The following is a 25,652-nucleotide window of genomic DNA, read 5'->3' on the forward strand; positions in this document are numbered from 1 at the left end:
CCGGGAGAGTCCTGTTCCAGGCCTAAATGCTATCTTTTTGAAATTAAACAATAAAAAGACTTGGCACAAGAATTGATTCCCCATTCATGACATACCATGGATTGGGAGCAACCAGATGAAGCTGATTACTGCGATTATCAAACCCTTCAAGTTGGACGACGTGCGCGAGGCCATCGCCAACCTGGGGGTCGAGGGTCTGACCGTGTCCGAGGTCAAAGGGTTTGGCCGCCAGAAGGGGCACACCGAATTATACCGGGGAGCCGAGTATCAGGTCGACTTCCTGCCCAAGGTAAAGCTGGAGATAGCGACTGCCGACGACAACGTCGAAGGGGTGATCGAGGCGATCTGCAAGGCCGCCTATACCGGCAAGATCGGTGACGGCAAGATCTTCGTCTACGACCTGCTGCAGGCCGTGCGCATTCGGACCGGTGAGAGTGACGACGAGGCGCTCTGATAGCGCTGGATGGGGCGAATGATCGGTACGCTGTCGCTGATTGACTCCATGGTGGGGCCGGATAGGATTCTATCCGGCCCCCTTTGTTTGAACGGCGTTTAAATATGTGATCCCGCCACATCAGGATTTCTTGATCCGGCTGTCGAGCTCAATGCAAAATGCAAACAGCAATGGTTCTCACTCGATATAGCAACTCAAGGAATGGATGATGAAAATGAAGATGTTGGCACTGGCTTTCTCTGCGTTGGCGGCTCAGTCGGCATTGGCGGCAGGGGAGGTGAATGTCTACTCCAACCGGCAGGATGAGCTGATCAAGCCCATCATCCAGCAGTTCGAGAAGGAATCGGGCATCAAGGTCAACGTGGTGTTCGCCAAAGAGGGGCTGAACGAGCGTCTGGAGCGGGAAGGCAAGCTCTCCCCGGCGGATCTGATGCTGACCGTCGACATCAGCCGGCTGACCGATCTGGTGGACAAGGGGCTGGTGCAGCCAGTGGACAGCAAGATCCTGCAGGAGAACATCCCCGCCATCTATCGCGATCCGGACAACCGCTGGTTCGCGCTGACCACCCGGGTGCGCGCCATCTATTCCAGCAAGGATCGTCTCGGCAAGCTCGATACCATCAGCTACGAAGATCTGGCCAAGCCTGAATTCAAAGGAAAAATCTGCACCCGCAGCGGCAAGCATGAGTACAATGTGGCGCTGGTCTCCTCCATGATCGCTCATCACGGCATGGCCGAGACCAAGAGCTGGCTGGAAGGGGTCAAGGCCAACCTGGCGCGCAAGCCGCAGGGCAACGACCGGGATCAGGTCAAGGCGATCAAGGATGGTATCTGTGACCTGTCGCTCGGCAACAGCTACTATCTGGGCGCCATGTTGAAGGACCCGGCGCAGAAAGCTTGGGCCGATGCGGTCTACATCAACTTCCCGAACCAGGCTGACCGCGGCGCCCACGTCAACGTGAGCGGCGTGGCCATGACCAAGTACGCCAAGAACAAGGCCGAGGCCCAGAAGCTGATGGAGTTCCTGGCCGGCGACACCGCCCAGCACATGTATGCGGACGTGAACGCCGAGTATCCGGTCAAGGCCGGGGTGGAGCCTTCCGCCATGGTCAAGTCCTGGGGCAGCTTCAAGTCTGATGCGCTACCGGTCAGCGATTACGCCAAGCACCGCAAGGACGCCTTGCAGTTACTGGATGAAGTGAAATTCGACTTGTAATTCAGATGGGGCCAAGGGCCCCATCAACCTCTGTGGTCTCATGAAAAATTTTGGATGGATTACCGGCAGCTGGGCCAGCGCCCTGCTGCTGGCTTTGCCGGTGCTTGCTCTGGTCTTCTCCGCCTTGTCGGCCGACGGAGATCTGTTTGGCCACCTCGCCGATACCGTGCTGTTCGACTATCTGGCCAATACCCTGGGGCTGGTGGTCGGCGTGGTGCTGCTCAGTCTGCTGTTCGGTGTGCCGACCGCCTGGCTGGTGGCCATGTGCCAGGTGCCGGGGCGGCGCGCCCTGCAGTGGGCGCTGATGCTGCCGATGGCCATGCCCTCCTATATCGTCGCCTACGTCTATACCGACCTGCTCGACTACTCGGGCCCGCTGCAAGCGGGACTGCGGCAGCTGTTTGGCTGGGGCGGGCCGGCCGACTACTGGTTCCCGGCCATCCGCTCCCTCGGCGGCGCCGCCTGGGTGCTGGCGCTGGTGCTGTTCCCCTACGTCTATCTGCTGACCCGCGCCTCTTTTCTGGAGCAGTCGGTCAGCCTCATTCACTCCAGCCGCCTGCTCGGTTGCTCCCCCTGGCAGAGCTTTCGCCGCCTCAGTCTGCCGCTGGCGCGCCCCGCCATCATGGTGGCGGTATCGCTGGTGGCGATGGAGACGTTGGCCGATTTTGCCACCGTCCACTTCTTTGCCATCAATACCCTGACCACGGCGGTCTACGACACCTGGCTCGGTTACGGCAGCCTGGCCACCGCCGCCAAGCTCTCCTGCCTGATGCTGCTGGCGGTAGTGCTGCTGATTGCGCTGGAGCGCCGCTCGCGCAGCCGGCAGCAGGTGTTCCAGAAGTCCATGGGTCACGAACAGCCGCTGCGCTACCCGCTCAAGGGGATGAGCCGGGCTCTGGCCGGGCTCTGGTGCTGGGGACTGGTGCTGGCCGGCTTCGGTCTGCCGTTCGTCATCCTGCTGGACTACGGCGTGCGCTACTTCGAATTATCGTGGACGCCGGAGTTCGTCCGCTTTGCCGGCAACAGCTTGGCTATCTCGGCGCTGACCGCCCTGCTGGCCATGGGCATCGCTCTGCTGCTCGGCTTCTGTCGTCGTCTCGATGGCGGAGTCAAGAGCCTGTTGCCGCTGCGCATCGCCGCCATGGGTTACGCCATGCCGGGTACCGTGCTCGCCATCGGCGTGCTGGTACCGCTCACCGCCCTCGATTTTGCCATCAACGATCTGGCCGAGTGGCTGGGGCGTCAGGGGCCGGGGCTGCTGCTGACCGGCACCATCACCGCCATCGTGTTCGGCTATCTGGTGCGCTTCGTGGCCATCGCCATCGGCTCGGTGGAGAGCAGCATGGGCAAGATCTCCCCCAGCCTCGATATGGCGGCCCGCTCCCTGGGGCAGGGGGATGGCGCCATGCTGCGGCGGGTGCACCTGCCGCTGGTGCGGCGCGGCCTGTTTGCCGGCGCCATGCTGGTGTTCATCGAATCCATGAAGGAGCTGCCCGCCGCCCTGCTGCTGCGGCCGTTCAACTTCGATACCCTGGCGACCCACGTCTACCAGTTCGTGTCAGACGAGATGCTGGAGCGCGGCGCGCTCGGCGCCATCGTCATCGTACTGGTGGGGCTGTTGCCGCTGATCTGGGTCAACCGCAACCTGGATGGGGCGGGGCACTGAGTTATCCCACCCTGGAATGTTGTCCGGCCGCCGGTCGGTCTGGTTCAAAAGAATATGAGGAAGTCAGCCTTGTCCTGTTTGCAGGTTGAAAATGTCAGTTGCCGTTACAACGGCCGCAATGTGCTGGAGCAGCTCTCCCTGACGGTGGCCGACAACGAGATTGTCTGCCTGCTGGGGGCGAGCGGCTGCGGCAAGACCACGCTGCTCAAGGCCATCGCCGGCCTGCTGCCGCTGGCGGAGAGCACGATTCGCCTCGGCGATACCCTGCTCGACGGGCCGGGTGCCAGCGTGCCGCCCGAGGCACGCAACATCGGCATGATCTTTCAGGATTACGCCCTCTTTCCTCACCTGACGGTGGCCGACAACGTCGGCTTCGGCCTGACCAAACTCGATCGCCGTGCTCGTCAGCAACAGGTTGAAGAGGCGCTGGCGCTGGTCAATCTGCAGGGGCTGGGGGATCGCTATCCGCACCAGCTCTCTGGCGGCCAGCAGCAGCGGGTGGCGATTGCCCGGGCGTTGGTGTGCAAGCCGCGGCTGATGCTGCTGGACGAGCCCTTCTCCAACATCGATACCCAGGTACGGATGAAGTTGATCTTGGAGATCCGCGCCCTGCTCAAGCAGCAGGGGATCGGCGCCATCTTCGTCAGTCACAGCAAGGAAGAGGCCTTTGCCTTCGCCGATCGGCTGGCGCTGTTTCGCGCAGGTCACATCGAACAGGTGGGCCAGCCGGAGCAGCTCTATCGCCGCCCGCAGAACCGCTTTGTGGCGGAGTTTCTGGGCGGGGTCAACTACCTGGCGGCCGAGGTGGTGGACAGCCACTGTGTGCGCACTGCGCTCGGGGTCATCTGCGGCAGCGAGCCCCATGGCCGAGCCGTGGGTGAGCTGCTGCAACTGATGCTCAGGCCACAGCAACTGTTGCTGGAGAGCGCCGCGGATGGCGAGCTCAAGGTGGTGGAGCAGCAGTTCCTCGGCCATCACTGCCGGGTGTTGTTCGAGAGCGGCGAGCTGCGGCTGGAGGCGAGCATCGGCGAGCCGCTGGAGGGAGTACGGGCGCGGGTCAGGGTGACGCCCCACGCGCTGGTGTTGTTTGACCCTTTACCCTGAACGCGTGATATCGTCGTGAAATCAATGAACTGGAACCGCGCTGGTTTATAATCGCGCAACGCTAACCGCCCATATCGCCAATGTCTGTTCAGGGGAGAGATATATGAAAGCCCAAGCCGGGATCTGTGCCGAGCCCAATCTGCACGCCCTCTATCTGATGTTCAACCGCACCGGTGACGCCGCCGAGCTGGTGGCCCGTCTGGCCAGGTTGCCGGCCCTGTGGGAGGCGGTGGCCGCCGATTTCCCCGCTGCCGGCTTCAGCGGTCTAGTGGCCGTCGGTGCCGATGCCTGGGATGGCCTCTATCCTGCCGCCCGTCCGCCCCAGTTCCGCGGCTTCATGGCGCAATCCGCCAACGGCCAGGAGGCCCCCAACACCCCGTTCGATCTGTTCGTGCAACTGCGCGCCGATCGGGTGGATGTGCTGCATCACGCCGGTCAGCGCGTCATGGCCCTGCTGGCCGGGCTGGTGGAGCTGGCGGAAGAGGTGTGCGGTTTTCGCAACCTCGACTGCCGCGACCTGACCGGTTTCGTCGATGGTACCGAGAATCCGCAGGATGAGCACCGCGCCGAAGTGGCGCTGCTGGACGGCGGCGAGTTTGCCGGCGGCTCCTACATCCACGTGCAGCGCTGGGTCCACGCCATGAGCGACTGGGAGAAGCTGGCGTTGAAGGAGCAGGAAGACATCATAGGTCGCACCAAGGTCGACAACATCGAGTACGAGTCGGCCGACAAGCCGCTGACCGCCCACATCAAGCGGGTCAACCTCAAGACGCCGAAGGGGGAGTCCATGGAGATCCTGCGCCAGAGCATGCCCTGGGGCACCATGACCGAGCAGGGGCTCTACTTCATCTCCTGCTGCCGCACCCCGCAGCACTTCAACGCCATGCTGGCCAGCATGTACAAGGGCGAGGGCAGTCACTTCGATCACCTGCTGCGCTTCACCAAAGCGGTGACCGGCGCAGCCTTCTTCGCCCCTTCAGAAGATTTTCTGGTGGCGCAGGGCAAATAAGGCTCGCCCACCCGCAGATAACAAAAATCCCGGCCTTGGCCGGGATTTTGCGTGTTGGCGGGACCGCGATGACGCGGCAGCAACCATTACGGCGTCTGTTCGAACAGCTCGAGGGCGGAGAGGTAGAGCTCTTCGATGTCGGTGTCGCTGGTCGGGGTGATGAAGATGGTGTCGTCACCGGCGATGGTGCCGAGGATCCCTTCGGCCTTGCCGAGGGAGTCGAGCAGGCGGGCGATCAGCTGGGCCGCACCCGGGCTGGTGTGGATCACCACCAAGGCACCGTTGTGGTCGACATCCAGCACCAGATTCTTGAGCGGGCTGGAGGTGGTGGGCACGCCCAGTTCCACCGGCAGGCAGTAGACCATCTCCATCTTGGCATTGCGGGTGCGAACGGCGCCGAAGCGGCTCAGCATGCGCGATACCTTGGACTGGTTGATGTTTTCGAAGCCCATCTCTTGCAGGGCAGTCACTATCTCTGCCTGGGAGCCAAATCGTTCTTCTTTCAGCAAGGCTTTAAAGGCCTTGGCCAGTTTTTCTTGCTTGTCGTTATGCTTCATCTTGGACTCACGAATGAGGAGGTTTGGCTGCCTGTCACGCTCAGGCGGCAGATATGAACAGCGTGCCCATTTTGCATTCATATGCCTATTTTTGCAAGGAAGCGGCGCTTGTTCTGCATATTGATTCAAATATAGCTTGCATCCACCCATGCCAGCGTTAGAATCAGGGCGAAATTTTGAAAACTTATTCAATTGGGCTGTATGGGTATTGAATTAATCGGTATCGAAAAATCCTGGCACAAGGTGCCGGTACTGCAACAGGTCAGCTTTCGGACTGCTCCCGGTGAGACCTTGGTGCTGCTGGGCCCGAGCGGTGCTGGCAAGAGTTCTCTGCTGCGCATGATGAACCTGCTGGACACCCCGGATGCCGGCGTTCTGCGCATCGGTGAAAGTGAATTTTCTTTCCCGTCCAGCCTCTCCACCGCCGAGTTCAACCGCCAGACCCAGGCGCTGCGGCGCAAGGTGGGCATGGTGTTCCAGCAGTACAATCTGTGGCCCCATCTCACCGTGATGGAGAACCTCATCGAGGCGCCGGTCAAGCTGCTCGGCATGAGCAAGGCGGTGGCCATGGAGAAGGGGGGCTATCTGCTGGCCCAGCTGCAACTGGCCGACAAGCGCGACGCCTGGCCGGCGCGGCTGTCCGGCGGTCAGCAGCAGCGGGTGGCCATCGCCCGTACCCTGATGATGGACCCCCAGGTGCTGCTGTTTGACGAGCCGACGGCGGCCCTCGACCCCGAGATCACCAAGGAAGTGGCGGAGATCATCCGCAACCTGGGCCAGACCGGCATCACCCAGGTGGTGGTGACCCACGAGGTGGAGTTTGCCCGCAAGGTGGCCAGCCAGGTGATCTATCTGGAGAAGGGGCGGATCATCGAAGCCGGCTCCGCCGCCATTTTCCAAGCCCCGCAAACCAGCCGGTTTGCCGAATTCTTGATGCATTGATATTCAAATCGATAAGGAAGCTGTCATGAAAAAGAGTCTGTTGCTGGTCGCCGCCATGGGCCTGCTGAGCACCTCGGTGCTGGCCAAGGAGATCAAGTTCGCCACCGAGGCCACCTACGCGCCGTTCGAATATCTGGACGACAAGAACGAGTTCCAGGGTTTTGACATCGATCTGGCCCGCGCCATCTGTGAACAGGCCAAGCTGGAGTGCAGCTTCCACAACCAGGCTTTCGACAGCCTGATCCCCAGCCTGAAATTCCGTCGCTATGACGCCGCCATCGCCGCCATGGACGTGACCCCGGAGCGGGCCGCCCAGGTCGATTTCTCCGACATCTATTACCAGAACTCCGCCGTGTTCGTGACCAAGAAGGGCGCCTTCAAGGGGCCGGAAGAGCTGGTGGACAAGACCGTCGGCGTGCAGAACGGCACTTCCCATCAGTCCTATCTGGTGGACAACTGGGTGAGCAAGGGCCTGCTGACCGTACCTTACGCCAGCTATCAGAGCGCCTTCCTCGACATGATGAACGGCCGCACCGACGGCGTGTTTGCCGATACCGCGGTCGCCGCCGACTGGCTCAAGCAGCACAAGGAGTATGCCGTGATCGGCACGCCGGTGACTGACGCCAAGTACTTCGGTACCGGTTTTGGCATCGCGGTGGCCAAGGGCAATCAGGAGCTGCTGACTCAGCTGAACAAGGGGCTGGCCGACATCAAGGCCAACGGCACCTATCAGAAGATCTACGACAAATATTTCGCGCACTAAGCCATGTTGAGCCTGTTGTTGGATGCAGCCTGGATGACCCTCGGGCTGGCCTTGGCATCCCTGGTTGGGGGCATGGTGCTGGCGCTGGCGTTCAGCGCCGCCGAACTGAGCAAGCAGCGCGCTCTGGTGTGGCCGGTGGCCACTCTCACCACGCTTATTCGCGGCTTGCCCGAGCTGCTGGTGGTGCTGTTCATCTACTTCGGCTCGACCCAGGTGCTGTTCCTCATCACCGGCGAGTACGTGGAGTTCAGTCCGTTCGCCTGCGGCGTGCTGGCGCTCTCCCTGCTGTTCGCCAGTTACGCCACCCAGACCTTGCGGGCCGCCCTCAATGCGGTGCCCGCCGGACAGCGGCTGGCGGCGCTGGCGCTCGGCCTTGGCAAGCGTCACATCTTCTTTCGCATCGTGCTGCCCCAGGCGTGGCGGCACGCCCTGCCGGGGCTCGGCAACCAGTGGCTGGTGCTGCTCAAGGACACCGCACTGGTCTCCCTCATCGGGGTGAACGAGATGATGCGCCAGGCCCAGATGGCCTCGGCCAGTACCTATCAACCCTTCACCTGGTATGCCGCGGCGGCCCTCATCTACCTGGCCATCAGCCTGGTGAGTGAGTTTGGCTTGAAGCAGGCGTCCCGTTACACCCGTCGTTACGGAGGCTGATCATGCAGGACTACCTGATGACCCTGCTGGGTGGCCTGGCGATTACCCTGCAACTCACGGCATTCAGCCTGCTGCTCGGCGTGCTGATGGCGGCTGCCATGACCTGGGTGCTGGAGCGCCGCATTCCGGTGGCGACCCAGCTGGTGCAGCTGTGGGTGCTGATCTTCACCGGCACGCCGCTGCTGATCCAGATCTTCCTCATCTACTACGGGCCGGGCCAGTTTGCCTGGCTCAAAGAGGGGCCGCTCTGGCCGCTGCTCAAGCAGCCCTGGTTCTGCGCCGTGCTGGCACTCGGCTTCAATACCGCCGCCTACTCCACCCGGTTGTTCAAGGGGGCGCTCGATGCCATCCCGGCCGGTGAGGTAGAGGCCTGCCGCGCGCTCGGTTTCTCCGCCGGCCAGACCCTGTGGATGAAGGTACGTCACGCTGCCCGGCGACTGGTGCCCGCCTACTCCAACGAGGTGATCCTGGTGCTCAAGGGGAGTTCGCTCGCCAGTACCATCACCATCATGGATGTGATGGGGCTGGCTCAGCGCCTCAATGCCCAGACCTACGACACCCTGGCGGTGTTCACCGTGGCCGGTGCCCTCTACCTGACCATGAACGGATTGTTAACAATTGGTTTTCGTTGGTGTGAACGCCGGGCGTTGGCCTTCCAGGGCTGAAGTCGGCATATCTACCTATTAATGGTGGGGGGAAGTGCAGGAAATCTGTGCTTCCCCTCCAATTTTTTGCATTTCCCCCCATTTTTATTCGCCGCCTGTTTATTGGCTCACAGAACCTGTGATTACAACTGTTATCAGATTGTTTTTTAGGGGGGGATCCTTTAAGGTTGGGCGCACAACAAGAAACAACCTTAAACCTACGCTTAAACATGGAGTTGATCATGAAAGTTGCCGTTCTGGGTGCCGCCGGTGGCATCGGCCAAGCCCTCGCTCTGCTGTTGAAAAACCGTCTGCCTGCTGGTTCCGAATTGAGCCTGTATGATATCGCTCCGGTGACCCCGGGCGTGGCGGTCGATCTGAGCCATATCCCGACTGACGTGAAAGTAAAAGGTTTCTGCGGTGAAGATCCGAGCCCGGCTCTGGTCGGCGCCGATGTCGTGCTGATCTCCGCCGGCGTGGCTCGCAAGCCCGGCATGGATCGTTCCGACCTGTTCAACATCAACGCCGGCATCGTCAAGAATCTGGTGGAAAAGTGCGCCGCCTCCTGCCCGAAAGCGCTGATCGGCATCATCACCAACCCGGTCAACACCACTGTCGCCATCGCTGCCGAAGTGCTGAAGAAAGCCGGTGTCTATGACAAGCGTCGCCTGTTCGGCGTCACCACCCTGGACGTGATCCGTGCCGAGACCTTCGTGGCCGAGGGCAAGGGTTTGAACGTCGACAAGGTGCGCGTCAACGTGATCGGTGGCCACAGTGGCGTGACCATTCTGCCGCTGCTCTCCCAGATTGAAGGTGCCAGCTTCACCGCCGACGAAGTGGCCGCCATGACCAAGCGTATCCAGAACGCCGGTACCGAAGTGGTGGAAGCCAAGGCCGGTGGCGGTTCCGCTACCCTCTCCATGGGCCAGGCTGCCTGCCGTTTCGGACTGTCGCTCATCAAGGGTCTGCAGGGTGAAGCCAACGTCATCGAGTGCGCCTATGTGGAAGGCGACGGCAAACACGCCACCTTCTTCGCGCAGCCCATCCTGCTTGGCAAGAACGGTGTTGAAACCGTGCTGGACTACGGCAAGCTGAGCGCCTTCGAACAAGAGGCGATGGATGGCATGCTGGCCACCCTGAAAGCCGATATCCAGCTGGGTGTCGAGTTCGTCAAGTAAGGCGTCCGGATGGACAGCAAGGGGAGCTTCGGCTCCCCTTTGTCGTTATGGTGACGGGTGCAGGCGGCGCCGGCCTAAGGGGATGCCACCGGCTGCCGATAACAGGGTGCTGCAGGAGATCCTTATGATGAAACCCATTACCCTTGTCGGCCTTCTCTGTTTGCTGACGCCCCCATTGCTGACGAGCCAAGCGCAGGGGACCGAGCCTTCCGCCTCTGCCGCCGCCGCGACGAGCGGGGCCGTGGCCGCCTCCGCATCGGCCAGTACGCCGGCACAGCCGGAGGCGGCGGTCCCATCTGCTGCGGCCGCTGTGCCGGCTGCTGCGGATACCACGGCTCCACCATCGGCCAGCCCGGCGACGACCGATGCGCCGGCAGCGGCCCCCATTCCTGCACCTGCCGCCACGGATAGCGGGCGTTCACCCAATAGCCGCCCCATGACCAGTACCCCGAGCAGCAGCGACGGGCTGAATGTGGACAGCGGCACGTTGCAGGCGGTGCCGCTCTATCGCCAGGACGAGCTGCTCAGCTGGATTGAGCAGGGGCGTCACCTGCAGCAGGTAAAGCAGGACAGGTGCCAGCTTACCCAGGATATCGAGGTGCGGGCCGAGGTGATGAAGGTGCCTGCCTATCAGTTTCTGTGGGGGGACATGCTGGCCTGGGGGGTCTGCATCAAGCCCAACGCGGAGCTGGGGGTCAAATTCATGTGGGAGGCGGCCAATCAGGGATTGGCGCCGGCGCTGGAACAACTGGGCCGTTACTACTGGAAAGGCACGCTGGTGCAAAAGGATCTGCTCAAGGCCGAGACCCTGATGCGGGAAGCCGCCAGCCTGGGCTTCCAGCGGGCACAGATCGAATGGGTGGAGATGCTGTTGCAGGGAATGGGCAGCCCGCTCGACTATGAAGAGGCCTACCACTGGTTGCACAGCACGGTGATCGGCGACAAGGCGCTGCACCAGAAGGCGACCAGCCTGCTGAGCCGGCTGGGCAACCGGATGCCGGCCAACGCCATCGCCCGCGCCAAGGCGATGCACTAAGCCAAAAAAATGACCCACGGATCTGCATCCGTGGGCCGGGAGGAGCCGGCCGCCGTGCCGTGACAGGCTGGCCCCTCAGCTGGTTATAGTGATTAGCCCGCCTTACAGATCTTGGTGGGGACCAAAAACTTCGTAATGGAGCTGGCCGGCCGGAATGCCCGCCGCGATCAACTGCTGCTTGACTGCCTGCATGAAGCCGACGGGACCACAGAAGTAGTAGTGGGCCTGCGGCGTGATGCGCTCCTTCACTGCACTCAGATCCATGGTACCGGCAAAGTCGTACTCTTTGCCCTGTACGTCACTGGCCTGCGGCTCCCGATACCAGACCCGGCTCAGCAGGTTGGCGTTTTGGCGGGACTTTTGCTGAATATCCTCCCTGAAGGCATGTACGGCACCCTGTTCACAGGCGTGCAGCCAGGTGATGTCGGCCTGATGGCCGTTCGCCAGCAGCTGGTTGAGCATGCTCATCATCGGGGTGACACCCACACCGGCCGAGAGCAGCACCACCGGGGTATGGCCATCGGCTTTCAGGTAGAAATCGCCGGTGGGGGGCATCACCTCAATCTTGTCACCCGCTTGCAGATGATCGTGCAGCAGGTTGGAAACCTGGCCCTGGGGCTCGCGCTTGACGCTGATGCGGTAGTGCTGGCCGTTGGGCGCATCGGAGAGGGAGTACTGGCGGATCTCCTGATATTCCAGCTCGGGGTGGACCAGCTTGATGCTGAGGTACTGACCCGGCTTGAAGTCCAGGACCGGCTTGCCATCCACCGGCGCCAGCAGGAAGGAGGTGATGAGTTCGCTCTCGACCCGCTTCTCCTTGATCAGGAAGGGGCGGGAACCCTGCCAGCCACCTGCCTGGCTCGCCTTCTCCTGATAAATCTCGCTCTCGCGGCCGATGAAGATGCTGGCGAGCACGCCATACGCCTTGCCCCAGGCATCCAGCACCTCGTCGGTGACCGCACTTCCACCCAATTCTTTGAGCGTGGCCAAGAGATGACTACCTACAATGTGATATTGTTCTGGCTGGATCAGGAAACCCGTGTGCTTGTGGGCGATACGCTCCACGGCCCCGGCCAGTGCCCCCAGGTTGTCGATGTTCTTGGCATAGGCCGCCACCGCATTGAACAGCGCCAGCGGCTGACCGCCGCTGCGCTGGTGCGCCAGGTTGAAAATGTCCTTCAGTTCGGGGTTATGGCTGAACATGCGCTGGTAGAAGTGCTGGGTGAGCGCGGGGCCCGCCGATTCGAGCAAAGGGATGGTGCTTTTGATGACGGCGATGGTGGCTTGGTCTAACATAGGGGGTCCTTGCTAATTAAACATCTAAAATGTCACTTAATAAGCTGCATCCTAGATGTTTATTTGATCTGAATCAATAATCAATTTCCGCGCGATGCGCCACAGGCACTATGAGACTAACTAGCTATACCGATTTTGGATTGAGAGCCCTGCTCTATCTGGCGACCCTGCCGGAGGGCGAATTGTCGAGCGTGGCCAAGGTCTCCGCCTTGTATGACGTCTCCCGCAATCACATGGTGAAGGTAGTGAACCAGCTGGTGAAACTGGGCTATCTGCAGTCCCAGCGTGGCAAGAATGGCGGGATCCGCATGGCTTGTGCGCCGGAGACCGTCAACATAGGTCAGGTTATCCGGGCACTGGAAGGGAATCTGGACGGGATAGATTGCGGCTCGCCGGCCTGCCACATCGTCTCGGTCTGTCTGCTGAAGAGTGCTCTGAAGGAGGCGATGAACGCCTTTCTGGCGGTGATGGACAGCTATACCCTGCAAGATCTGCTGGCCAATCGCGACGAGCTGCAGAAGGTATTTGGCGAATTGATTCCGACTCTGGTGCTGGAGCCGGATGAAGATAGCGAGTGAGCAAGAAAAAAGGCTGCCAGTGGCAGCCTTTTTTCAATCTTCAAAGCCAGACTCGTTACGGTATAAATCAGGCATGATCCGCGCCATCTTCACCATGTTGTTCTCCACTTCCAGGATCTCGATGGGGTAGCCGGCCAGCCGCAGGCTGATGTTGGGCTGGGGGATCTCCTCCAGGTATTCCAGGATGGCGCCATTGAGCGTTCTCGGTCCGTCGATGGGCAGTTGCCAGCTCATCTCCTTGTTCAGCTCGCGGATGCTGGCCGAGCCCTCCACCAGGAAGGAGCCGTCCGGCTGGGGGTGGATCTCGTCGCTGGGAGCGGGGGTCATGGAGGTGGTGAAGTCGCCCACTATCTCTTCCAGAATATCGTCCAGAGTGATCAACCCCTGAATGTCGCCATACTCGTCAACGATCAGGCCGATCCGCTCCTTGTTGCGCTGGAACTTGGCCAGCTGGACGTTGAGCGGCGTTCCCTCCGGGATGAAGTAGATCTCGTCCACCTCCCGCAGCAGGCTCGACTTGTTGAACTGATCCCTGGCCATCAGCCGCAGTGCGTCGCGGGCGTGCAGAAAGCCCACCACGTCGTCGATGTTGTCGCGATAGAGCAGGATCTTGGTGTGGGCACAGTGGGCCAGCTGGCGCAGTATGGTTTTCCAGTCGTCGTTGATGTCGATGGCGTAGATCTCGCTGCGCGGCACCATGATGTTCTCCACCGTCATCTTGTCCAGATCCAGAATGCTGAGCAGCATCTCCTGATGGCGCTGGGGGATGAGGCTGCCGGCCTCGTTGACGATGGTGCGCAGCTCCTCGGTATTGAGGGAGTCATCCTTGCTGGGGTTGAGCCGCAGTAGCTTGAGCAGGCCGGTGGTGATGCCGTTGATCAGCCAGACCAGCGGCGAGAGCGGTACCATCAGCCCCTTGAGCACCCAGGAGGCTGGGTAGGCAATCTTCTCCGGGAACATGGCAGCCAGAGTCTTGGGGGTCACTTCACCAAACACCAGCACGATCAGGGTCAGGCCGAAGGTAGCGATGGCCACCCCCAGATCGCCGAAGATGCGGATGCAGACGATGGTGGCGATGGCCGAGGCGAGGATGTTGACCAGGTTGTTGCCGATCAGGATCAGCCCCAGCAGGCGATCCGGGCGGGATAGCAGCTTTTCTACCCGGCGGGCAGCCTTGTGTTTGGTTTGGGCCAGATGCCGCAACTTGTAACGGTTGAGGGACATCATGCCGGTTTCGGAACTGGAGAAAAAAGCAGACAAGAGGATCAAGATAACGAGAACAATCAGTAATGTACTCGTTGAGATACTGTCCAAGAAGGGCTCCTGTGGGAGTGGGTGATAAAAAGGGTGGCGGTCAGCTCAACAAGACTTCTTTGACGAAGCGGCTGCCAAAATAGGCCAGAGTCAGGATGAAGCTGCCGATCAGACTCAGGGTGATGACCTTGCGACCGCGCCAGCCACGGGTATGGTGGCCCCATAGCAGCAGCACGTAGACGCACCAGGCCAGGATCGAGAGGATGGCCTTGTGGGACTTGCCCTGGGCGAACATGTCTTCGAGGAAGAACAGGCCGGAGGCAATGGAGAGAGTCAGCAGGAACAGACCCGCCGAGATGAGCTGGAATAGCCGCTTCTCCACCGTCATCAGGGGCGGCATGGCGGGCAACTGGCTGATCTTGCGCGACTTCAGCTGCCGGTCCAGACAGGCGAGCTGCAGCGCAAACAGGCAGGCGATCATCAATACCGAGTAGGCCATCAGCGCGAGACCAATGTGCAGTAGCAGCTGGGGATGGGCCTCCAGATGGGTGATGTAGCGACCGGGAATGAGGGCACTGGCGGCCAGCAGCAGGGCCGAGAAGCTGTAGACCACCGGCAGCAGGATCCAGCCGTTGAAGCGGCGGGTGACGCAGGTCATGAAGCAGCTGATGATGAGACTGACCAGCGAGGCCACGTTGAGCATGCTCAGATTCTGGCCGGAGTGAGTCACCAGCACTTCGCCGGCCACGGCGGTGCCATGGGCGATCAGGGCCAGTCCGATACAGGCAAACAGGGGGGCTTGTCCCACTGGTTTGGCACTGAGCAGCAGGTGCAGAGAGGCGATGATGGCCAGCAGATAGAACGCCAGGGCCAGAACAGAGATCACGATCATAACCGGGTCGTTGTCGAGCAAGCGATTGGGAATAGGAAGGGCAGTATACCTTGCACAAGATGTGCTCGCCAGTTGTGCTGCCGCCGATCCGCCCATATATAGGCAGCAGTCTGCCGCCGCGGCACGCACCAGAAGGCGCGCCGGCGCCGGCCGAAATACCAGCCTGGGTTCATTGTGCCTGCCCTTTTGAGGGCAGGTCACCGTCGTGTGCGGCGAATAATCGTCCTCATTGCGCCGGCTGAGGTATAATGCCCCCATTTGTTACGCCAAGAACCGGAATGCGTCATGTTTGAGAATTTGACTGAACGACTCTCGCGCACCCTGCGCAATGTCAGCGGCCGTGGTCGTCTGACCGAAGAGAACATCAAAGAGACCTTGCGCGAAGTTCGCATGGCGCTGCTCGAGGCGGACGTCGCCCTGCCGGTGGTGCGTGACTTCGTGGCTCGCGTCAAGGAGCGGGCGGTTGGCCAGGAAGTGGCCAAGTCCCTGAGCCCGGGCCAGGCCTTCATCAAGATTGTGCATGGCGAATTGGTCTCGGTGATGGGGGAGGCCAACGAGCAGCTCAATCTGGCTGCCCAGCCGCCAGCCATCATCCTGATGGCTGGTCTGCAGGGGGCCGGTAAAACTACCACGGTCGGCAAGCTGGCCAAGCTGCTCAAAGAGCGCAGCAAGAAAAAGGTGCTGGTAGTCAGTGCCGACGTCTATCGTCCGGCGGCGATCAAACAGCTGGAAACCCTGGCCAATGACATCGGTGTGGACTTCTTCCCGAGCGATGCCAGCCAGAAGCCGGTCGACATCGCCAATGCGGCCATCGATCAGGCACGCAAGAAGTTCTATGACGTGGTGATCGTCGATACCGCCGGCCGCCTGCACGTCGACAGCGACATGATGGACGAGATCAAGCATCTCCACGCCACCATCAAGCCGGTCGAGACCCTGTTCGTGGTGGATGCCATGACCGGTCAGGACGCCGCCAACACTGCCAAGGCCTTCAACGAGGCGCTGCCGCTCACCGGCGTGATCCTCACCAAGGCGGACGGCGATGCCCGCGGTGGTGCCGCTTTGTCGGTGCGCCACATCACCGGCAAACCGGTCAAGTTCATCGGTATGGGCGAGAAGACCGATGCGCTGGAGCCGTTCCACCCGGATCGTCTGGCTTCCCGCATCCTCGGCATGGGCGACGTGCTCTCCCTCATCGAAGAGGTGGAGCGCAACGTCGATAAAGAGAAGGCGGCCAAGCTGGCCAGCAAGGTCAAGAGCGGCAAGGGCTTCGATCTGGAAGATTTCCGCGAGCAGCTGGCCCAGATGCGCAACATGGGCGGCATGATGGGCATGCTCGACAAGCTGCCGGGCATGTCCGGCCTGCCGGACAACATCAAGGATCAGATGGATGACAAGCTCACCGTGCGGATGGAGGCCATCATCAGCTCCATGACGCCCAAGGAGCGTGCCCATCCCGACCTCATCAAGGGCTCTCGCAAGCGTCGTATCGCTGCAGGCTCGGGCATGCAGGTGCAGGACGTGAACAAGCTGCTCAAGCAGTTCACCGAGATGCAGCGGATGATGAAGAAGATGTCCGGCAAGGGTGGCATGCGCAAGATGATGGGGCAGATGAAGAACATGCTGCCACCGGGATTTGGTGGTGGCCGCGGCCCCTTCTGATTGCCGGGTCGTCATGCACACGTCAGGGGCTCACCATGGGTGGGCCCTTTTCATGGGGCCGCTTGTGCAAAAAATGGCTGGCTTGGTTGCAATTATTACGAATCCAAGTAGAATTACGCGGCTTATTTTAAGCTAGGGTCCGCGTGTTTGCGGGCCTTGTTCATTAGATGTTAATGAGGACGATATGGTAACCATTCGTTTACAACGTGGTGGCGCGAAAAAGCGTCCGTTCTACCAGGTAGTAGTTGCTGACAGCCGTAACGCCCGTGACGGTCGTTTCATCGAGCGCGTTGGTTTCTTCAACCCGGTTGCTTCTGGTAACGCTGAAAAGCTGAACCTGGACCTGGCTCGCATCGAGCATTGGGTTGGTACTGGTGCCGCTGTTTCTGACCGCGTTGCCAAGCTGATCAAAGACGCTGCCAAAGCTGCTTAATCAGCCAAACGGTAAGGAGTTAAGGTGGAAAAACCTGTAGTTCTGGGCACCCTGGGTACCGTTTACGGCATCAAGGGCTGGCTTAAAGTGAACTCCTTCACCGATGTTGCCGAAGCGATTTTCGATTACAACCCCTGGCTGATCAATCAGAACGGGGTGTGGCGTGAAATTCAGGTTTCATCCTGGAAGCGTCACAACAAGGGTCTGATCTGCAAACTCGATGGTATCGACGTGCGCGAGGATGCCCTGGCATTGACCAATGTCGAGATTGGCGTAGCCGCCGATCTGTTGCCTGCGTTGCCTGAGGGTGAGTTCTACTGGCGTGACCTGATTGGTTGCTCGGTAGTGACCACCAAGGGATACGACCTGGGCAAGGTGACCGAATTGATGGAAACCGGCTCCAACGATGTGTTGGTGGTTGAGGCCAATGTAAAAGATGCCTTTGGTGCGAAGGAGCGGTTGATTCCGTTCCTGGAAGAGCAGGTGATCAAGAACATTGATCTGACTGCTCGAACAATCGAAGTTGATTGGGATCCTGGTTTCTAGTTTCCCGCGCTAACACGGGTGCCGGAGGTTTCTTATGTGGATTGGGGTGATTAGCCTCTTCCCTGAAATGTTCCGAGCCATTACCGAGCACGGGGTAACGGGTCGGGCCGTCAAGAGTGGCCTGCTGCAGATTGAGTGCTGGAACCCCCGGGACTTTACCCACGACAAACACCGTACGGTCGATGATCGTCCTTATGGTGGTGGGCCCGGCATGTTAATGATGGTTCAGCCGCTGCGTGACGCGATTCATGCAGCCAAGCAAGCGGCGGGAGACGGGGCGAAAGTCATCTATCTCTCTCCTCAGGGACGCAAGCTGACTCAAGCGGGCGTGACCGAGTTGGCGACGAATCAGAAACTGATTCTGGTCGCCGGTCGATACGAAGGTATCGATGAACGCGTGATACAAACCGAAGTCGACGAAGAGTGGTCTATCGGGGATTACGTGTTAAGTGGTGGCGAGTTGCCTGCCATGACCCTGATCGATGCGGTTTCGCGTCTGGTCCCTGGGGTTTTGGGCGATCAGGCTAGTGCCGAGCAGGACTCCTTCACGGATGGCCTGCTGGATCATCCCCACTACACTCGGCCGGAGTTGTTGGATGGATTGGCGGTGCCAGAGGCGCTGACAAGCGGCAATCACGAAGTGATCAGGCGCTGGCGGCTCAAGCAATCGCTCGGACGAACCTGGCAGAGAAGGCCGGAACTTATTAACAACCTAGCTCTGACTGACGAGCAAGAATCACTTCTTGCCGAGTATGTCCGCGAAGTGCGTGACAGCGTTAAGTAGAGTTTTCAGTTTATCCTAGGTAAGGAAAGACAATGAGCAAGATTATTCAGCAGCTTGAACAAGAGCAACTGCGTACCGACATCCCGGCTTTTGCCCAGGGCGACACCGTACGTGTTCAAGTTCGTGTTAAAGAAGGTGGTAAAGAGCGTCTGCAGGCTTTCGAAGGCATCGTTATTGCCAAGCGTAACCGCGGTCTGCACTCTGCTTTCACCGTTCGCAAGATCTCCAACGGCGAAGGTGTTGAGCGTGTATTCCAGACTCACTCTCCGCTGATCCACAGTGTAGAACTGAAGCGTCGTGGTGATGTTCGCCGCGCCAAACTGTACTACCTGCGCAACCTGTCCGGCAAAGCTGCTCGTATCAAAGAGAAGCTCAACTAATTCGATTCGAATTGGTGTCGGTATGTCGGCGAAAAGCTCGACAGGTAGTGAAAAGGCTCGCCAATGGCGAGCCTTTTTTGTATCCGCTTTCTGGTGCCGGCTCAACCTGGCTGGCTGACCCGCACCACCGAGTTGTCGCGTCCGAAGGGACCGGGCACGTAGTCATCCGCCGCCCAGTCATTGTCGTAGTGGGTCTCCCCGTTGGGTTGCACCAGCTGGTAGCAATACTCGAAATGAGCGGGACCGTCGGTCGGCAGATTGAGGGTGGTCTTGAACTCACCGCTCTTCATCCGCTTGAGCTCGATGGGTTGCCACTGGCTGAACTCCCCCAGCAACAGCACCTGCTCGGCCTCTCCTGCGGCCTCTTTTTCCACGGCAAAGGTCACCTTGACCTCGGGGCGGGACTTGAGAAATTGCTTGTTGATCGGCATGACGCCTCCTTGTCCTGATTGCGAAGAAATTGCTGCTGGCTATTTTTATATCACTTTATGACAAGAATGTTGATAACAGAGATCAAGCGGGCAGGGCAAAGTGGCGCTGCAGCAGCCCGTGGGTAAAGCCTATCTTGAGGTAAAAGCCGCGCGGCAGGGTCATGATCGGCTGGCCATTGCGGCCGATGGCCCGGGTCAGTGCCTTGTTGTTGGCCGCCTTGGGGCGCAGTTGCAGCACCTGGCCGTGGCGGGCGCTGATCTGCTCCACCTCTCCCAGCACTATCATGTCCATCAGCTCTTCCCAGTCCTGGCGCAGCAGCCGCTCCTCCTCTTCATTCGGACTCCACAACAGCGGCATACCGATCCGGCGCTCACCGATGGGGATCTCGCGGCTGCCCTCCACCGGGATCCAGAGCACGCGAGAGAGCTTGTTGCGCACATTGGACTGTTCCCACTGCTGGCCGCTGACACCGATCAGCGGTGCCACGCAGACGAAGGTCGTCTCCAGCGGTTTGCCCTGAGGATCGATGGGGATCGTCTTGAGTTCGATGCCAAGATCCGGGAAGTCCTGTTCGGGCTTGCTGCCGGCGCTGGCCCCCAGCTGCCATTCGATCAGCTGGCCAACCCAACCCTTGTCACGACGCAGATCCGCCGGCACGGCGATGTCGGCCGTGGCGGCCAGCTGGGCCAGCGTGAAGCCCGCCATGGCATAGGCGCGGGCCAGCAATTCCTGCTCTGACTGGGGGTTGGTGGGCATGGGTCACTCCTGCAAAGGGGGATTATTCTAGCAACTCTGATCCTCGCTGAGGATCGCTGTTTTTATAACCGATCCTGGCAGGGGTATGCACAGGGGGGGCTGTTTTGTGAGTAAGTACTTATCATAATGATTTTAAACGAATTTGTCTCTATGTCGTCGGTCATTGACCGGCAGGATCCAGGCTCAAAATAGTTGTCCAAGGGTTTGCTCGCGCTGTTGCACACAGTTATCCACAGAAATCTTGGATAACTGCCGGCAAGTGCTAATAGTTGGCTCATTGTTACAAAAAAATGTGAAACAGCACCGATTTCAACGGCGATTCCAGAGCAGATAGTGTGCCACTCCTGTGGATAAAATAGCCGTGGTGGATCTTTGAACAGTCGAACTTGTTCACAATCGAGAACCCGGATCGCTGGCCGTGAAAGACATGGATCTTGATCCAGCATTGATTGTTTAACCTCATGTATTTAAATGCATATTCTGTTTTTATCAACATGGTGTATGCTGTCGCCTGGTTTGGATCAGATAAATGAAACTACTGTATATACCTGCTTGCTCACAGGCTTATGCACAGTCTGGGTGGGCAACTTGGTCCAGTTGATCCTTGGATTTGTTTATAAGTCGGCTTGAAATTGAAAGTTATTCATGAGTGGGGGATCGCAGTCCCTGTTTGCTGCCACGAGGTGAATGTGGAACAATCCCCTTATAGATTCAGCCTTTATAAGGTGATCACGTGATAGATGGCGACGGGTTTCGTCCCAATGTCGGAATCGTGATCTGTAACCGTGACGGACAAGTATTGTGGGCTAAGCGCTATGGGCAGCACTCCTGGCAGTTTCCGCAGGGAGGGGTTGATGATGGTGAGACGCCGGAGCAGGCCATGTATCGTGAGCTGTATGAGGAGATAGGCCTCAAGCCCGAAGATGTGACCATCATGGCCACCAGTCGCAACTGGCTGAAGTACCGCTTGCCCAAACGCCTCGTTCGTTGGGACAGTTCACCGGTCTGTATTGGCCAAAAACAAAAATGGTTCTTGCTGCAGCTGGATCCGGGCAGGGAGTCCAGGATCCAGTTCGGCTGTCATGGTCATCCCGAGTTTGATGACTGGCGTTGGGTCAGCTTCTGGTATCCGGTCCGTCAGGTCGTCTCCTTCAAGCGGGAAGTCTATCGACGGGTAATGAAGGAGTTTGCCCCGCTGGCGATGCCGGTGCCGGCTGTTCAGGTCAACAAGAAGGATGGGCGGCGCAATCGCCCCCGTTAAGGAGCACAGATTAGTTGTTAACGGAACTCAGACGCATCGTCGAAAGCATGGCCGAGGCCAATACCCTCGAGCTGGCCTTGCAGGCACTGGTCAGCCAGACCCGGCTGGCCATGATGGTGGACTGCTGTTCCGTTTATGTCTCAGAACCCGAGATGCGCCGCTACCGGCTGGCCGCGACCGATGGTCTGGCCGAGTCGGCGGTAGGCAAGGCCACCCTGCCGTTCGAGCAGGGCATCGTCGGTCTGGTGGGTCAGCGGGAAGAGCTGATCAACCTGGCCGATGCCCCCTCCCATCCCAGCTTCAAGTTCCTGCCCGATGTGGCCGAAGAGGCGTTTCGCTCCTTCCTCGGCGCCCCCATCATGCATCAGCGTCAGGTGGTGGGCATTCTGGTGGTGCAGCAGAAGGAGAGCCGCCTCTTTGATGAGGGGGAAGAGTCCTTCATGGTGACCCTGGCGGCCCAGCTGGCGGCCCGGATTGCCCAGGCCCAAGCCAAGGGCTGGCTGCAGAAGACCGACTGGAGCAAGCCGCTGCGCGGCATTGCCGGTGCCAGCGGCATCGCCATGGCCAAGGCCTGGGTGTGGCGGCCGCGCAAGGAGCTCAACTCCATCACCCCGCGCAAGGATGAGGATCACGCCAGACAGCTGGAGCGGCTGAATGTGGCGGTGGAGGAGGTGCGCCACGATCTGGAGAGCCTGGCACTGCGGTTTCGCGAGAGCTACAGCCAGGATTCGGTCGCCATCTTCGACATCTATCTGCATCTGTTGAACGATCCGGGTTACATCAAGCCCATTCGCAACAAGGTAAGCAAGGAGCACTGGACGGCAGTATCGGCGGTCAAGCTCATCAGTGACCGGCTGATCGATCAGTTCAAGGGGATGAAGGACCCGTACCTGCAAGAGCGCTCCACCGATGTGAAGGACATCGCCCAGCGGCTCATCAGCCGGCTGGTGCAAAACGAGCCAGAGCATATCGCCATCGGCGAGCCGGTGGTGCTGGTCGCCGACGAGGTGACGGCCACCATCCTGGCCGAAGTCCCCCGCGAGTTTCTGACCGGGGTGGTGTCGCTCAAGGGGGGCACCAACTCCCACGCCGCCATTCTGGCTCGCGCCATGGGGGTGGCGGCCATCATGGGGGTGGATCTGCCGCTCGGCGACATCGGCGGTCGCATGCTGGTAGTCGATGGTTACAGCGGCGATCTCTTCATCGAGCCCAATCAGGTGATCCTGACCGAGTACCGCCAGCTGCTGAGCGAGGAGCGGGCACTCGATACCTTGGTGCGCAGCGTCGACAACCAGCCCTCCGAGACGGCCGACGGCGTGCCAGTCTCTCTGCTGCTCAACGCCGGGCTCAGTGCCGACACCGAAATATCCCTCAATCAGCTGGCAGACGGGGTCGGCCTCTATCGCACCGAAATTCCCTTCATGCTGCAGGACAGCTTCCCCTCCGAGTGGGAGCAGACCGCCCGTTATCGCGGCATTCTCGAGACCTATCGCAATCGACCGGTCTGCATGCGGACCCTGGATGTGGGCGGTGACAAGCAGCTGCCCTATTTCCCCATCGTCGAGGAAAATCCCTTCCTTGGCTGGCGGGGGATCCGGCTCACCCTGGATCACCCCGAACTGTTCCTGGTGCAGCTCAAGGCGATGCTGCGAGCCAGCGAAGGGCTGGACAATCTGGCCATCATGCTGCCGATGATCAGCAGCGTCAGTGAAATCAAGGCTTCCCGCCGCCTGCTGGATCAGGCCTGGCGGGAAGTGTCGGAAGAGGCGGCCAGCCGTGAGGCGGTGATCCGCTACCCGAGCCTGGGGGTGATGATCGAGGTGCCTTCCGCCCTCTACATCCTGCCGGAAATGGCGCCGCTCATCGATTTCTGGTCGGTGGGCAGCAACGACCTGACCCAGTACCTGCTGGCGGTGGATCGCAACAACGCCAGGGTCGCCAACATCTACGATGCCTTCCATCCGGCGGTGATCCGCGCCCTGCAACTGCTGGTCGATGCCTCCCATCGCTATCAGAAACCGGTGTCGGTGTGTGGCGAGCTGGCCGGTGATCCGGTCGGGGTGCTGCTGCTGCTGGCCATGGGCTATCGCCGCTTCAGCATGAACACCCACAACATCGCCCGCATCAAGTACGTGCTGCGTCAGTCCACCCTGAGCGAACTGACGGTGCTGCTGACGGATGGCCTCAAGCACGACAACCCGCACGTGCTGCGCGGCCTGTTTGCCCGCTATCTGGAAGAGCACGGCCTGGGCGGTTTGCTGCGCGCCGGTCACAAAACGAAACAGACTGATTGATAATCATGCCTTGTCCCTGCTGACGAATGATCGGAAAATGCGGCTTTTCTTATGACTGGGGCCGCATATGCAGCACGATGGATATTGGGTTTTCTCGCAGATTGATCCCGTAGCATTCAGTTTGGGACCACTATCGGTACGCTGGTATGGTCTCATGTACCTGTTTGGTTTCGCCTTTGCCATGTGGCTGGCGGGGCGCCGCGCGGATGCGCCGAACAGTGGCTGGACCCGCAACGAGGTCTCGGACCTGCTGTTTTACGGCTTCCTCGGGGTGATCCTGGGTGGCCGGGTCGGTTACGTGCTGTTCTACAACTTCGACATGTTCCTGGCCGATCCTCTCTACTTGTTCAAGATCTGGACCGGTGGCATGTCGTTCCACGGCGGCCTGATCGGGGTCATCACCGCCATGGTCTGGTTTGCCCACAAGACCAACCGCCACTTCTTCACCGTGGCTGACTTCGTGGCACCGCTCATTCCGTTCGGCCTCGGTGTCGGTCGCATCGGCAACTTCCTCAACGGCGAGCTGTGGGGCCGGGTCACCGATGTGCCCTGGGCCATCATCTTCCCGGAGGCAGGTCCCGAGCCGCGTCACCCGTCCCAGCTCTATCAGTTCGCGCTGGAGGGAGTGGTGCTGTTCATCATCCTCAACCTGTTCTGGCGCAAGAGCCCGCCCCGTGGCGCCATCTCCGGCATGTTCCTGCTGTTCTACGGCCTGTTCCGCTTCCTGGTGGAGTTCGTGCGCCAGCCGGACAGCCAGCTCGGTCTCTACTTCCAGGAGATCAGCATGGGCCAGATCCTCTCCACCCCGATGATCATCATCGGTGCCCTGATGATCTGGGTTGCCTACAAGCGGCCGCAGCTGTTCGGTAACAGCGTCAAGGAGGCAAAGTAATGCGAGCCTGTCTCGGTCTGGTACAGAAGATCCTGCCGCAGCCTGCCTGTGTGGCTGTGAACCCGTTTGGTGGGACCTTGAAGGAGGCAAAGCGATGAGAACCTATCTCGACCTGATGCAGAAGATCCTCGATGAAGGGACCGTCAAATCCGACCGTACCGGTACCGGCACCGTCTCCCTGTTCGGCCATCAGATGCGCTTCAATCTGGCGGAAGGCTTTCCGCTGGTCACCACCAAGAAGTGCCACCTGCGCTCCATCATTCACGAGCTGCTGTGGTTCCTCAATGGCGATACCAACACCGCTTATCTGAAAGAGCACGGCGTCAGCATCTGGGACGAGTGGGCCGACGAGAACGGCGATCTGGGGCCGGTGTATGGCGCTCAGTGGCGCTCCTGGCCGGCGGCTGACGGGTCTGTCATCGATCAGATCCAGAAGGCGGTGGACGACATCAAGCACAATCCGGATTCGCGCCGCATCATCGTCTCCGCCTGGAACGTGGGCGAGCTGGACAAGATGGCGCTGGCTCCCTGCCACGCCTTCTTCCAGTTCTATGTGGCCGACGGCAAGCTCTCCTGCCAGCTCTACCAGCGCAGCTGTGACGTGTTCCTCGGCCTGCCGTTCAACATCGCCAGCTATGCCCTGCTGACCCACATGATGGCCCAGCAGTGTGACCTGGACGTGGGCGACTTCGTCTGGACCGGTGGTGACGTGCACCTCTACTCCAACCACATGGAGCAGACCGCACTGCAGCTCTCTCGCGAGCCGCGCCCGCTGCCGACCCTGATGATCAAGCGCAAGCCGGACTCCATCTTCGATTACAGGTTCGAGGATTTCGAGATAGAGGGTTACGACCCCCATCCCGGCATCAAGGCGCCCGTCGCCATCTGATGTGAAAGGCGCCCATGAGGCGCCTTTTTTATGCATAAAAGCCACGGAATATTCACTCTGATGACTGGGCTTCGAGTGAA

27 protein-coding genes are annotated in these 25,652 nt (G+C 60.0%); 21 read left to right on the plus strand and 6 right to left on the minus strand.

Annotated elements, in window-relative coordinates:
• Positions 1–115: 115 nt before the first annotated feature.
• The 5 genes from glnK (at position 116) to R2E40_RS03240 (ending at position 5,449) form a co-directional block, all read left to right on the plus strand.
• Positions 116–454 (plus strand): P-II family nitrogen regulator, encoded by a 339-nt coding sequence (gene glnK, locus R2E40_RS03220; protein ID WP_011704615.1) that lies wholly within the window; start codon positions 116–118, stop codon positions 452–454.
• A gap of 208 nt (positions 455–662) precedes the next feature.
• Positions 663–1,670, plus strand: a complete 1,008-nt coding sequence (locus R2E40_RS03225; RefSeq protein ID WP_103827826.1) for a Fe(3+) ABC transporter substrate-binding protein — start codon at positions 663–665, stop codon at positions 1,668–1,670.
• A 40-nt stretch (positions 1,671–1,710) separates the two neighbouring features.
• On the plus strand, positions 1,711–3,336 hold the full coding sequence (locus tag R2E40_RS03230; protein ID WP_279452305.1) for an ABC transporter permease: 1,626 nt from the start codon (positions 1,711–1,713) through the stop codon (positions 3,334–3,336).
• 69 nt (positions 3,337–3,405) lie between these two features.
• The gene (locus R2E40_RS03235; protein ID WP_318164756.1) at positions 3,406–4,440 is read left to right on the plus strand and encodes an ABC transporter ATP-binding protein; all 1,035 of its coding nucleotides are present in this window, start codon (positions 3,406–3,408) and stop codon (positions 4,438–4,440) included.
• 103 nt (positions 4,441–4,543) lie between these two features.
• On the plus strand, positions 4,544–5,449 hold the full coding sequence (locus R2E40_RS03240) for a Dyp-type peroxidase (protein ID WP_318164757.1): 906 nt from the start codon (positions 4,544–4,546) through the stop codon (positions 5,447–5,449).
• A gap of 86 nt (positions 5,450–5,535) precedes the next feature.
• Here the strand turns inward: R2E40_RS03240 and argR are convergent, their stop codons facing one another.
• Positions 5,536–6,006 carry a transcriptional regulator ArgR gene (gene argR, locus R2E40_RS03245; protein ID WP_005308670.1) on the minus strand — a complete coding sequence of 157 codons (471 nt, stop codon included), beginning with the start codon at positions 6,004–6,006 and terminating at the stop codon, positions 5,536–5,538.
• A gap of 201 nt (positions 6,007–6,207) precedes the next feature.
• On the opposite strand from argR, the gene R2E40_RS03250 reads away from it, so the two are divergent.
• The 6 genes from R2E40_RS03250 (at position 6,208) to R2E40_RS03275 (ending at position 11,223) form a co-directional block, all read left to right on the plus strand.
• Positions 6,208–6,948 carry an ATP-binding cassette domain-containing protein gene (locus R2E40_RS03250; RefSeq protein WP_318164758.1) on the plus strand — a complete coding sequence of 247 codons (741 nt, stop codon included), beginning with the start codon at positions 6,208–6,210 and terminating at the stop codon, positions 6,946–6,948.
• A gap of 25 nt (positions 6,949–6,973) precedes the next feature.
• Complete coding sequence (locus R2E40_RS03255) at positions 6,974–7,711, plus strand: transporter substrate-binding domain-containing protein (RefSeq protein ID WP_011704620.1); 738 nt, start codon at positions 6,974–6,976, stop codon at positions 7,709–7,711.
• 3 nt (positions 7,712–7,714) lie between these two features.
• Positions 7,715–8,365 (plus strand): arginine ABC transporter permease ArtQ, encoded by a 651-nt coding sequence (artQ, locus tag R2E40_RS03260; RefSeq protein ID WP_011704621.1) that lies wholly within the window; start codon positions 7,715–7,717, stop codon positions 8,363–8,365.
• A gap of 2 nt (positions 8,366–8,367) precedes the next feature.
• Positions 8,368–9,030, plus strand: coding sequence for an arginine ABC transporter permease ArtM (artM, locus tag R2E40_RS03265; RefSeq protein ID WP_016349411.1), 663 nt, complete (start codon positions 8,368–8,370; stop codon positions 9,028–9,030).
• 221 nt (positions 9,031–9,251) lie between these two features.
• Positions 9,252–10,187, plus strand: a complete 936-nt coding sequence (gene mdh, locus R2E40_RS03270) for a malate dehydrogenase (protein ID WP_318164759.1) — start codon at positions 9,252–9,254, stop codon at positions 10,185–10,187.
• A 436-nt stretch (positions 10,188–10,623) separates the two neighbouring features.
• Positions 10,624–11,223: a flagellar protein MotX gene (locus R2E40_RS03275; RefSeq protein WP_318165533.1), complete on the plus strand. Its 600-nt coding sequence runs from the start codon at positions 10,624–10,626 to the stop codon at positions 11,221–11,223.
• Positions 11,224–11,325: 102 nt separating this feature from the next.
• Here R2E40_RS03275 and hmpA read toward each other — a convergent pair whose 3' ends face one another.
• Positions 11,326–12,519, minus strand: coding sequence for an NO-inducible flavohemoprotein (hmpA, locus tag R2E40_RS03280; RefSeq protein ID WP_318164760.1), 1,194 nt, complete (start codon positions 12,517–12,519; stop codon positions 11,326–11,328).
• Between the two features lie 110 nt (positions 12,520–12,629).
• Here hmpA and R2E40_RS03285 point away from each other — a divergent pair, with 110 nt between their 5' ends.
• Positions 12,630–13,097 (plus strand): Rrf2 family transcriptional regulator, encoded by a 468-nt coding sequence (locus R2E40_RS03285; protein ID WP_318164761.1) that lies wholly within the window; start codon positions 12,630–12,632, stop codon positions 13,095–13,097.
• A 33-nt stretch (positions 13,098–13,130) separates the two neighbouring features.
• Here the strand turns inward: R2E40_RS03285 and R2E40_RS03290 are convergent, their stop codons facing one another.
• Both R2E40_RS03290 and R2E40_RS03295 read right to left on the minus strand, forming a co-directional pair.
• On the minus strand, positions 13,131–14,411 hold the full coding sequence (locus R2E40_RS03290) for an HlyC/CorC family transporter (protein ID WP_076361507.1): 1,281 nt from the start codon (positions 14,409–14,411) through the stop codon (positions 13,131–13,133).
• A gap of 40 nt (positions 14,412–14,451) precedes the next feature.
• Positions 14,452–15,243: an inner membrane protein YpjD gene (locus tag R2E40_RS03295; protein WP_011704628.1), complete on the minus strand. Its 792-nt coding sequence runs from the start codon at positions 15,241–15,243 to the stop codon at positions 14,452–14,454.
• Positions 15,244–15,528: 285 nt separating this feature from the next.
• On the opposite strand from R2E40_RS03295, the gene ffh reads away from it, so the two are divergent.
• From ffh to rplS, 5 genes are all read left to right on the plus strand, one after another.
• Positions 15,529–16,905: a signal recognition particle protein gene (gene ffh, locus R2E40_RS03300; RefSeq protein ID WP_011704629.1), complete on the plus strand. Its 1,377-nt coding sequence runs from the start codon at positions 15,529–15,531 to the stop codon at positions 16,903–16,905.
• A 184-nt stretch (positions 16,906–17,089) separates the two neighbouring features.
• Positions 17,090–17,338, plus strand: a complete 249-nt coding sequence (gene rpsP, locus R2E40_RS03305; RefSeq protein WP_005341383.1) for a 30S ribosomal protein S16 — start codon at positions 17,090–17,092, stop codon at positions 17,336–17,338.
• A 24-nt stretch (positions 17,339–17,362) separates the two neighbouring features.
• Positions 17,363–17,884 (plus strand): ribosome maturation factor RimM, encoded by a 522-nt coding sequence (gene rimM / locus R2E40_RS03310; protein WP_011704630.1) that lies wholly within the window; start codon positions 17,363–17,365, stop codon positions 17,882–17,884.
• A 34-nt stretch (positions 17,885–17,918) separates the two neighbouring features.
• Entirely contained in the window at positions 17,919–18,668 is a 750-nt protein-coding gene (gene trmD, locus R2E40_RS03315) for a tRNA (guanosine(37)-N1)-methyltransferase TrmD (protein WP_011704631.1), read from the plus strand.
• Between the two features lie 32 nt (positions 18,669–18,700).
• Entirely contained in the window at positions 18,701–19,048 is a 348-nt protein-coding gene (gene rplS / locus R2E40_RS03320) for a 50S ribosomal protein L19 (protein WP_005313505.1), read from the plus strand.
• Between the two features lie 101 nt (positions 19,049–19,149).
• Here the strand turns inward: rplS and R2E40_RS03325 are convergent, their stop codons facing one another.
• A complete protein-coding gene (locus R2E40_RS03325; RefSeq protein ID WP_011704632.1) occupies positions 19,150–19,479 on the minus strand; it encodes an isoamylase early set domain-containing protein in 330 nt (109 codons plus the stop codon).
• Positions 19,480–19,561: 82 nt separating this feature from the next.
• The gene (mutH, locus tag R2E40_RS03330) at positions 19,562–20,236 is read right to left on the minus strand and encodes a DNA mismatch repair endonuclease MutH (protein WP_039214258.1); all 675 of its coding nucleotides are present in this window, start codon (positions 20,234–20,236) and stop codon (positions 19,562–19,564) included.
• 733 nt (positions 20,237–20,969) lie between these two features.
• On the opposite strand from mutH, the gene rppH reads away from it, so the two are divergent.
• The 4 genes from rppH (at position 20,970) to thyA (ending at position 25,572) form a co-directional block, all read left to right on the plus strand.
• The gene (gene rppH / locus R2E40_RS03335) at positions 20,970–21,497 is read left to right on the plus strand and encodes an RNA pyrophosphohydrolase (RefSeq protein WP_011704634.1); all 528 of its coding nucleotides are present in this window, start codon (positions 20,970–20,972) and stop codon (positions 21,495–21,497) included.
• A gap of 14 nt (positions 21,498–21,511) precedes the next feature.
• Positions 21,512–23,791 carry a phosphoenolpyruvate--protein phosphotransferase gene (gene ptsP, locus R2E40_RS03340; RefSeq protein ID WP_024944576.1) on the plus strand — a complete coding sequence of 760 codons (2,280 nt, stop codon included), beginning with the start codon at positions 21,512–21,514 and terminating at the stop codon, positions 23,789–23,791.
• A gap of 67 nt (positions 23,792–23,858) precedes the next feature.
• Positions 23,859–24,683 (plus strand): prolipoprotein diacylglyceryl transferase, encoded by an 825-nt coding sequence (lgt, locus tag R2E40_RS03345; protein ID WP_103827817.1) that lies wholly within the window; start codon positions 23,859–23,861, stop codon positions 24,681–24,683.
• A 94-nt stretch (positions 24,684–24,777) separates the two neighbouring features.
• Positions 24,778–25,572 (plus strand): thymidylate synthase, encoded by a 795-nt coding sequence (gene thyA / locus R2E40_RS03350; protein ID WP_318164762.1) that lies wholly within the window; start codon positions 24,778–24,780, stop codon positions 25,570–25,572.
• Positions 25,573–25,652 lie beyond the last annotated feature (80 nt).

The organism is Aeromonas sp. CD, from assembly GCF_033349375.1.
GTDB classification, from domain to species: Bacteria; Pseudomonadota; Gammaproteobacteria; order Enterobacterales; family Aeromonadaceae; genus Aeromonas; species Aeromonas hydrophila.